This window comes from Burkholderia sp. Tr-862, assembly GCF_011753085.1.
Taxonomy (GTDB): domain Bacteria; phylum Pseudomonadota; class Gammaproteobacteria; order Burkholderiales; family Burkholderiaceae; genus Burkholderia; species Burkholderia ambifaria.
This window is the reverse complement of the sequence record NZ_VWWG01000092.1, coordinates 19,326-27,720: the sequence shown is the minus strand read 5'-3', so window position 1 is coordinate 27,720 and position 8,395 is coordinate 19,326. Positions and strand designations below refer to the sequence as shown.

11 protein-coding genes and 2 pseudogenes are annotated in these 8,395 nt (G+C 67.5%); 4 read left to right on the top strand and 9 right to left on the bottom strand.

The features are described 5' to 3' along the window. The 3 genes from holB to mltG form a co-directional block, all read right to left on the bottom strand. Positions 1-653, bottom strand: a 653-nt coding sequence (gene holB, locus F3J14_RS22265) for a DNA polymerase III subunit delta' (protein WP_166724855.1), incomplete at its 3' end; no start/stop codon positions are given. An 18-nt stretch (positions 654-671) separates the two neighbouring features. Further along, complete coding sequence (gene tmk, locus F3J14_RS22260; protein ID WP_166724854.1) at positions 672-1,292, bottom strand: dTMP kinase; 621 nt, start codon at positions 1,290-1,292, stop codon at positions 672-674. Beyond that, the gene (gene mltG, locus F3J14_RS22255; RefSeq protein WP_166724853.1) at positions 1,292-2,311 is read right to left on the bottom strand and encodes an endolytic transglycosylase MltG; all 1,020 of its coding nucleotides are present in this window, start codon (positions 2,309-2,311) and stop codon (positions 1,292-1,294) included. Before mltG ends, tmk begins: the two co-directional genes overlap by 1 nt. Positions 2,312-2,388: 77 nt before the next feature. Here mltG and F3J14_RS22250 point away from each other — a divergent pair, with 77 nt between their 5' ends. Together F3J14_RS22250 and F3J14_RS22245 are read left to right on the top strand one after the other, a co-directional pair. Beyond that, positions 2,389-3,423, top strand: a complete 1,035-nt coding sequence (locus tag F3J14_RS22250; RefSeq protein ID WP_166724852.1) for a folate-binding protein YgfZ — start codon at positions 2,389-2,391, stop codon at positions 3,421-3,423. 76 nt (positions 3,424-3,499) lie between these two features. Then, the gene (locus F3J14_RS22245; protein WP_166724851.1) at positions 3,500-4,345 is read left to right on the top strand and encodes an NRDE family protein; all 846 of its coding nucleotides are present in this window, start codon (positions 3,500-3,502) and stop codon (positions 4,343-4,345) included. A gap of 45 nt (positions 4,346-4,390) precedes the next feature. On the opposite strand, the gene F3J14_RS22240 is transcribed toward F3J14_RS22245, so the two are convergent. The 5 genes and pseudogenes from F3J14_RS22240 to F3J14_RS22220 form a co-directional block, all read right to left on the bottom strand. After that, positions 4,391-4,831 (bottom strand): GNAT family N-acetyltransferase, encoded by a 441-nt coding sequence (locus tag F3J14_RS22240; protein ID WP_166724850.1) that lies wholly within the window; start codon positions 4,829-4,831, stop codon positions 4,391-4,393. A gap of 34 nt (positions 4,832-4,865) precedes the next feature. Next, positions 4,866-5,825, bottom strand: a complete 960-nt coding sequence (locus tag F3J14_RS22235; RefSeq protein ID WP_166724849.1) for an alpha/beta hydrolase — start codon at positions 5,823-5,825, stop codon at positions 4,866-4,868. A 61-nt stretch (positions 5,826-5,886) separates the two neighbouring features. Continuing rightward, positions 5,887-6,177 (bottom strand): annotated as a pseudogene (locus F3J14_RS22230) (NADP-dependent oxidoreductase); the annotation flags it as partial. Positions 6,178-6,279: 102 nt separating this feature from the next. Further along, complete coding sequence (locus F3J14_RS22225) at positions 6,280-6,759, bottom strand: PaaI family thioesterase (protein ID WP_166724848.1); 480 nt, start codon at positions 6,757-6,759, stop codon at positions 6,280-6,282. Then, positions 6,756-7,070: a Dabb family protein gene (locus tag F3J14_RS22220; protein ID WP_006753419.1), complete on the bottom strand. Its 315-nt coding sequence runs from the start codon at positions 7,068-7,070 to the stop codon at positions 6,756-6,758. Before F3J14_RS22220 ends, F3J14_RS22225 begins: the two co-directional genes overlap by 4 nt. A 199-nt stretch (positions 7,071-7,269) precedes the next feature. Here F3J14_RS22220 and F3J14_RS36225 point away from each other — a divergent pair, with 199 nt between their 5' ends. Next, positions 7,270-7,458: an Arm DNA-binding domain-containing protein gene (locus tag F3J14_RS36225; protein WP_348772008.1), complete on the top strand. Its 189-nt coding sequence runs from the start codon at positions 7,270-7,272 to the stop codon at positions 7,456-7,458. Then, positions 7,379-7,560, top strand: a pseudogene (locus tag F3J14_RS22210) (LysR family transcriptional regulator); the annotation flags it as partial. The gene F3J14_RS36225 and the pseudogene F3J14_RS22210, both read left to right, overlap by 80 nt. 101 nt (positions 7,561-7,661) lie before the next feature. Here the strand turns inward: F3J14_RS22210 and F3J14_RS22205 are convergent. After that, positions 7,662-8,192: an isochorismatase family protein gene (locus F3J14_RS22205; RefSeq protein ID WP_166724847.1), complete on the bottom strand. Its 531-nt coding sequence runs from the start codon at positions 8,190-8,192 to the stop codon at positions 7,662-7,664. Positions 8,193-8,395: the final 203 nt, after the last annotated feature.

The following is an 8,395-nucleotide window of genomic DNA, read 5'->3' as shown; positions in this document are numbered from 1 at the left end:
CGCGCTGCCGATCTGGCGAGCCGCGCACGCGCATCGTCGACGCCCCGCGCCGCGAGCCACGCCGCGGCCGCGTCGGGTGCCGGCACGGTCATCGGCCATTGCCGGCAGCGGCTGATGATGGTCGGCAGCAGCCGGTCGATGCGCGCCGACACCAGCAGGAACACGACGCCCGACGGCGGCTCCTCCAGTGTCTTCAGCAACGCGTTCGACGCGGCGACGTTCAGCGCCTCGGCCGGATACAGCACGACGACGCGCGCGCCGCCGCGGTGCGAACCGACCCCGCAGAAATCGAGCAACGCACGCACCTGCTCGATCTTGATCTCCTTGCTCGGCGCGCGCGTCTTCTTGCCGCCTTCATCGGCGTCGGCCGGCTTCGCGTCGTCGACCGCGCCCGGCGCTTCGCCCGCGAGCACCTCGGGCAGCACGATCCGGTAGTCCGGATGGTTGCCCTGCGCGAACCACGTGCAGGCCGCGCAGGTGCCGCACGGCTCGCCGTTCGGCTGCGGCGCTTCGCACAGGAAGCCCTGCGCGAGATGCTGCGCGAACTGCAGCTTGCCGATTCCGGCCTGGCCGTGCAGCAGCAGCGCATGCGGCCACTGCGGGCGCAGTTGCTGGAGGCGGTTCCAGTCGTCGGTCTGCCACGGATAGATCATGTGGTGCGTTCCTTCGGGTTACAGCGCGGCGAGCACGCGTTCGAGCTGCTGGCGGATCTCGGGAATCGACTGCGTCGCGTCGACGATCGCGAAGCGGTGCGGCGCCTCTTCCGCGCGCCGCAGGTATTCGCCGCGGGTGCGCGAGAAAAACGCGTCCGACTCGCTTTCGAACTTGTCGGGCATGCGCACGGCGCCGCGGCGCTCGCTCGCCACCTGCGGCGCGACGTCGAACAGCACCGTCAGGTCGGGCTGGAAGCCGCCCTGCACCCAGCGCTCGAGCGTCTCGAGCTTGTCGCGCGGCAACCCGCGGCCGCCGCCCTGGTACGCGAATGTCGCGTCGGTGAAGCGATCGGACACGACCCAGTCGCCGCGCGCGAGCGCGGGCTCGATCACGAGCGCGAGGTGTTCGCGCCGTGCCGCGAACATCAGCAGTGCTTCGGTCTCGAGATCCATCGGCTGGTTCAGCAGGATCTCGCGCAGCTTCTCGCCGAGCTGCGTGCCGCCCGGCTCGCGGGTGACGACGACCTGCCGTCCGCTCACGGCCAGCTTCGCCTGGAGACGTTCGCAGAACCATTGCAGGTGGGTCGTCTTCCCCGCCCCGTCGATGCCTTCGAACGTGATGAATTTACCGCTCGCCATTATTGACCTCGTATGTACTTGTCCACGGCCTTGTTGTGATCGCCGAGCGAGTCCGAGAACACGCTCGTGCCGTCGCCCTTCGCAACGAAATAGAGCGCGCCCGTCTGGGCCGGATTGATCGCCGCCTGCAGCGAGGCGACGCCCGGCAGGGCGATCGGCGTCGGCGGCAGCCCGCGGCGCGTATAGGTATTGTAAGGAGTGTCGGCCTGCAGGTCGCGCTTGCGCAGGCGGCCGTCGTACGCGTCGCCGAGGCCGTAGATCACCGACGGATCGGTCTGCAGCGGCATCCCGATGCGCAGCCGGTTCGCGAACACCGCCGCGACGAACGTGCGGTCAGCCGCGTGGCCCGTTTCCTTTTCGACGATCGACGCAATCGTCAGCGCTTCGTAAGGCGTCTTGTACGGCAGCCCCGGCGCGCGCGCGGCCCATGCTTCGTCGAGACGCGTCTGCATCAGGTGGTACGCGCGCCGATAGATGTTCAGGTCGCTCGTGCCCTTGTCGAACAGGTAGGTGTCGGGGAAGAACAGCCCCTCGCCGCTGCCGCGCTGGATCGCGGCGTCCGACGCGCCGATCGCGCGCAGCAGCTCGGCGTCGCTCATGCCGGCGCTCGCGTGCGCAAGATCGGGATTGCCGTCGATTTCCGCGCGCATCCGCTTGAAGGTCCAGCCCTCGATCACGGTCGCGACGTACTCGTTCACGTCGCCGCGCGCGATCTTCTGCAGTACGTCGTACGGCGTGATGCCGGTCTTGAATTCGTAGTTGCCTGACTTGAGCCGGCTCGACAACCCGAGCAGGCGCGTCATCGCGACGAAGCCGAGCGGCTCGACCGGCACGCCGCCGCGCTTGAGCTGCAGCGCGACGCTCTTCACACTGCTGCGCGGTTTGATCGTGACGTCGAGCGACGCGACGCCCAGCAGCAGCGGCCGGGTCGCCCAGTAATACCCGCCGCCCGCGCCGGCAGCGGCCACAACGACGGCCAGCGCCACGACCGTCGCGGCGCATTTCTTCAGTAGGGACATGGAAACGAGACTCAGGTAAGACCCATATAATACTTGCTCGCCTCCGTCAAAGTCAGAGTTGACTGTTCCCTCATTCCATGAGCACACCGTTCGCTTCACCGGCTGCCCAGGCCGCACCTGCCTCGCTCCCCGTTTTCCGCCGCCCGTCCGCCGCCGATTTCGATGCGCCGGGCGCCTGCATGCCGCTCCCGCAGTTCGGCGTGATCGACGTGGCCGGCGACGACGCCGCGACGTTCCTGCACAGCCAGCTCACCAACGACATCGAGCATCTCGATGCCGCGAGTGCGCGCCTGTCCGGCTACTGCTCGGCGAAGGGCCGCCTGCTCGCGTCGTTCCTCGCATGGCGCGCCGGTCACGGCGTGCGCCTGCTGGTCTCGAAGGACGTCCAGGCCGCCGTTCAGAAACGCTTGTCCATGTTCGTGCTGCGCTCGAAGGCGAAACTGTCAGATGCGAGCGACACGCTCGCGGTGGTCGGCTTCGCGGGCGACGTGCGCGATGCGCTGTCGGGCATCTTCGACGCGCTGCCGGACGGCGTGCACGTGAAGGTCGACGGCCCCGCCGGCGCGCTGATCCGCGTGCCTGACGCGGCAGGCCGCAAGCGCTATCTGTGGATCGGGCCGCGTGCGGAAGTCGACGCGCGCCTCGCCGCGCTCGGCAGCACGCTGCCGGTCGTGTCGCCGGCCGTATGGGACTGGCTCGACGTGCGCGCGGGCGAGCCGCGCATCACGCAGCCGGCCGTCGAACAGTTCGTGCCGCAGATGGTCAACTTCGACGTGATCGGCGCCGTTAACTTCAGGAAGGGGTGCTACCCGGGCCAGGAAGTCGTCGCGCGCAGCCAGTACCGCGGCACGATCAAGCGCCGCACCGCGCTCGCGCACGTTGCCGGCGAGACCGACACCGTGCATGCCGGCGTCGAGCTGTTCCACAGCGACGACCCGGGCCAGCCGTGCGGAATGATCGTCAATGCGGCGGCCGCACCCGCGGGCGGCGTCGACGCGCTCGTCGAAATCAAGCTGGCCGCGCTCGACAGCGGCACCGTGCACCTCGGTGCGGCCGACGGCCCGACGCTCGCGTTCGACGCGCTGCCGTACGCATGGCCGACGGAAGCGTGACGCACTGATAACCTGTTCGCACGCCGGTTCGCACATGGCGGCCGGCGCACGATGTTTCCTGCGAGAGATTCGCCCGATGTGTCTGATTGCCTTCGACTGGCAGCCTGATGCCGCCGCCGGTCCCGTCTTTACCCTCATCGCCAATCGCGACGAATTCTTTCGCCGTACGAGTGCGCCGCTTTCGTGGTGGGAGGACGTGCCGGGTGTGCTGGCCGGCCGCGATCTCGAAGCGGGCGGCACGTGGCTCGGCGTGTCCCGCGACGGCCGCTTCGCGGCGCTGACCAATTACCGCGCGCCGTTCGACATTCGCGCGGGCGCACCGACCCGCGGCAAGCTCGTGTCCGATTTCCTCGGCGGCCCGCCGGTCGCGCCGCTCGATTATCTCGGCGCGCTGGCCGAGCACTCGGCCGTGTACAACGGCTTCAACCTGCTGGTCGGCGACTGGAAACGGCGCGAACTCGCGTGGTTCTGCAACCGCCCGGCCGAAGGCGAAACTGCCGTCGCCCCGCCGGTCGCGGTCGCCGCCGGCGTGCATGCGCTGTCGAACGCGCGGCTCGATACGCCCTGGCCGAAAGTCGTGCGCAAGCGCGCGGAACTCGGCACGCTGCTCACCGACAATCCGACCCCGTCGCTCGACGAACTGATCGAGCTGATGCGCGATCCGCACGTCGCGGACGACGACGCGCTGCCGCACACCGGCATTCCGATCGAGCGCGAGCGTGCGCTGTCGGCCGCGTTCATCGAGACACCCGAATACGGTACGCGCGGCACGACCGCGCTGCGCGTGACGATGAAGGAAGGCGTGCGGCTGACGGTCGACATCAAGGAACGCTGCGACGACGACGGCTCGCACCGCACCGTTCGCCCGGGCACGTTCGAGCGCACGTTCACGTTCGACATCGACGCGACGCAGCCGCGCTGAGCCTGCGCGTGCGGCGCCCGGGCCTGTTCATACGAATAACGCGCCCTAGGGCGCGCGCGCCATCTCGACGTGCGGCACGCCCACTTCGACGAACCGGTCGCCGATCGTCGTGAAGCCGTGCCGTACGTAGAACGCCACCGCGGCATCCTGCGCGTAGAGCCGCACGACCGGCTCGCCGCGATGCCGTGCCGCCTCCAGCAATGCGTGCAGCACGGCCGATCCGGCACCCTGCCCGCGCGCGTCGGCCAGCACCGCAACGCGGCCGATGGTGCCGGAGCGCAGCAGCCGTCCCGTCGCGACCGCGCGGCGTGTGCCGGTCGCCGCATCCACCTGGTAGGCAACCGCGTGCAGCGACAGTGGATCCTCGTCGTCGAGTTCCCATTCCGGGGGAATCCGCTGTTCGCGCACGAACACCGCATCGCGAATGCGTGCGGCATCACCGCCCAGCACCGTCCAGTCGCCCGTTTCCACCCAGTCGTCGGTCATCGCTTCCTCCGCGCGGCGTCGAGCGCCGCCGCCGTCAAACGTCGTCGAATGCCGCCTTGAGCGCCGCCACCGCGTCGGCATGCGCGGCCCGTACCTCCGGTACGTAGCCGCCCATCTTGAAGAACTCGTGGATCATCCCCGGATAGCAGACCAGTGTGACCGAATTGCCGGCCGCGCGCAGCTTGTCCGCGTACGCGGCGCCCTCGTCGCTCAGCGGATCGTATTCGGCCGTCGCGATCCACGCCGGTGCGACACCGGCGAGCGACGGCGCATCGCGCTTGCCGTCGAGCGGCGCGAAACGCCAGTCGTCGCGATCGGACCGATCCCGCACGTATTGCGTGAAGAACCACTGGATCGTGTCCTGCGTCAGCAGGTAACCATTCGCGAGCCGCGCGTGCGATTCGGTGTCCTGGTAGCCCGTCACGCCCGGATAGATCAGCATCTGCAGCGCAAGGTCGATGCCCGCGTCGCGCGCGAGCACCGCGCAGACGGTCGCGAGCGTGCCGCCCGCGCTGTCGCCGCCGAGCGCGAGCCGCGTGGCGTCGATGCCGAAGGCTGCGGCCTCGCGATGCAGCCAGCGCAATGCGTCGTCGGCGTCGTTCACCGCGGTCGGGAACCGGTGTTCGGGCGCGAGCCGGTAGTCGACCGACAGCACCGCGCACTGCGCGTCGCGCGCGAACATCCGGCACAGCGCGTCGTGCGTATCGACGCTGCCGACCGTGAAGCCGCCGCCGTGGTAATAGACCAGCGCCGGCAGCGGTTCGGCCAGGCTCGGCTCGACCGGCAGGTACAGCCGCGCGCCGATCGAGCGGCCGTCGCGCGTCGGCACGACGCAGGCTTCGATCGAATGCATCGGCGCGGGTGCGACGTCGAGGATCGGCGCGCTCTTCTCGTACGCGGCGCGCGCCTGCTGCGGCGTCTGGTGGTGATAGGACGGACGTTTCGCGCGCTCGACCATGTCGAGCACCTGGGCGATCTTCGGATTCAGCGGCATCGGTGAGGACAGCGCGTGCGGCGCCGTGAGCGGACAAGCGTCACATGATGCCACGCGCGGGTCAGACAAGCTGAACCCGCTGCTTGCCAAAATTACGGCCCTTCAGGCGCCCGAGGAACGCGTCCGGCGCCCGCTCGAGCCCGTGTGCGATCGTCTCGCGGTAATGCAGCCGCTTCGTCGCAACGAGTTTGCTCAGCTCGGCCAGCGCGGGCGGCCACGCGTACGGATGCTCGAACACGATGAAACCCTGCATCGTCAGTCGCGAGCGCAGGATCAGGCCCGGATTCGCGAGCGGCGCGGGCACGCCGTCGTAGGCGGCGATCATCCCGCATACGGCGATCCGGCCGAACGGTCTCCTTGGCTTCATTCGCGCCATATCGCCAATCCGTTGCAGATCCGAGCGCAAAACAAAACGGCCCTGCCTTCGACCAGGCAGGGCCGCTCGTTCCGGCGCTTACGCGTCGCTCGGGCCGGGCTGGACATCCGGCGCCGTGCGCGTGCGTTGGCGCTTGATGTCGCGGCCCACCGCGAGCCGCCGCATGTATTTGAACGTGCCGAGCGCCTTCGCGACGAAGTTGCCGTCGCTGTCGCGCACTTCGCCTTCGCAGTACGCCATCGTCGTCGAACGATGCATCACGCGTCCGTACGCGCGCAGCTCACCGCGCCCCGGCTGCATGAAGTTCACCTTCATCTCGACCGTGACGACGCCGACGCCGTCGTCGGTCAGGCTGCGCGCGGCCATCGCGAGCGCGATGTCCGACAGCGTCATCGTCACGCCGCCGTGCGCGATGCTCCACGTGTTCATGTGCCGCTCGTCGAGCGGCAGCACGATCTCGCTCGCGCCATCCTTCGCGGACACGAGCCGCACGCCGAGCAGATCGACGAACGGGCTTTCGATCGACGGGCCGTCCGTCGGGGATGCCGCGTCGCTCATCGTGCGCTTTCGGAGAAATAGTCGACGCACTGGCGCGATTCGGCCACCGCAACGACGAATTTCTTCACTTCCTGGTGAACCGGATGCACCTGGTACGCATCGAGCGCGGCCTGGTCCGTGAAATCGGACACGAGCACGACGTCCGACGTCGCGTCGAGGCCGGGCGTCGCCACGCCGACGTCGAGCTGCAGGATGCCCGGCACGAGATCGCGGCAGCCTTCGAGCTTTTCCTTCAGCTTCAGCGCGTTCTGCGCACGCGTGCCGCCTTCCGCCGATTCCTTCAACTTCCACATGACGATATGTCTGATCACTTCGTTCGCTCCAGTTCGTGGTGGTTCCGCGATTCGCGTAGAACCCTTACCAGTGGGGCATCAACTGCCCTTTCATCGTTCGCTCACGTTCGTCGGAAATCGCGCCCAGCCGACGAAAAGGCGGGTATCAAAGCAGGGGCAATTTTAAACTTCCCACGACGATCCCCGCTTTTTCACCGCGCCACTTACCGACGTCAAGATCCGACAAGCGAAAGCAGGCAACAAGCCTACCAAACTTACCGACGGCAATGGACTGTATCTCGAGGTGCGTCCATCAGGCTCGAAGCGCTGGCGATACCGATACGGATCAGGCGACGGTCGCCGCATTCAATCCCGCTTACGTTTCTGTCTCCCCGAGGAGCTACGTCACCAAACAAGTATTCGATGACAAGCCGGGCGTCGGGTGGATGATCTATTTGCCGAAGGTCGTCACGCAATAGAGATCCGGCTCGTCGAGCAAGATCTCCTCCCCGCCTTCAAGGATCTGTAAGCGCGATGCCGGCTCGAAAGTGCGCACCGGCATCGTCAGTTAGAACGGCCCCACCGGCTGCGCCGCGCCGTCCCGGCTATAAATGCTCAGCTCGTCGCGCTTCACTTGATCAATTGCAGCACGTCGCGAAAGCGCGGATGCCGACTGGATCCGAGCCATTCGAACCCGATCATCTCGACGGTCGCAATCTCCACGCCGTTCGCCCCGAGCCTGTCGATCGCCGCTTCTCGATCGACCGTTTTGCGGGAACCCACAGCGTCGCTGACCACCGTGACTTTACGGCCGCTCCGCAACAAGCCGAAGGCCGTTTGCAACACGCAGACATGTGCCTCGCAACCGGCCACGATGACGCTGTTGCGTTCGGCCGGAAGCGCATCGGCCAGACCATCCGCGCACGCGTCGAAATGGTCCTTGGCCACAGTGTCCGAGCACAACCCTCTGATCTCCGACACGCTCTCGCCGAGCCGGAGCGGGGTTTGTTCGGTCCCGATGACCGGCACCTCGAATATCCGGGCAATACGGCCGAGTCGAACGGCCTGCGCCACGACAGACGCCCCATCGTGGATCGCCGGCATCAGTCGTGTCTGAAAATCGACCAATACGAGCACTGAATCGTCGGGTACGTGCAGCACCGCGCATTCTCCAAAATGATGTAAGGGCAACCTCGTCCACCGCTGATCATCGATGCAACACCCGGCCCCGCGAAGGACCGAAATCGAAAGCGGAGGACGCCTCCAAGCCTACCAAATTTGTCGGCGCCGACGGGCGATCGCACACATAGCGGTTCAGGCCGGAACTCGGAAGCGGCATAGCGCGACCGCACTCGGCTCCATGC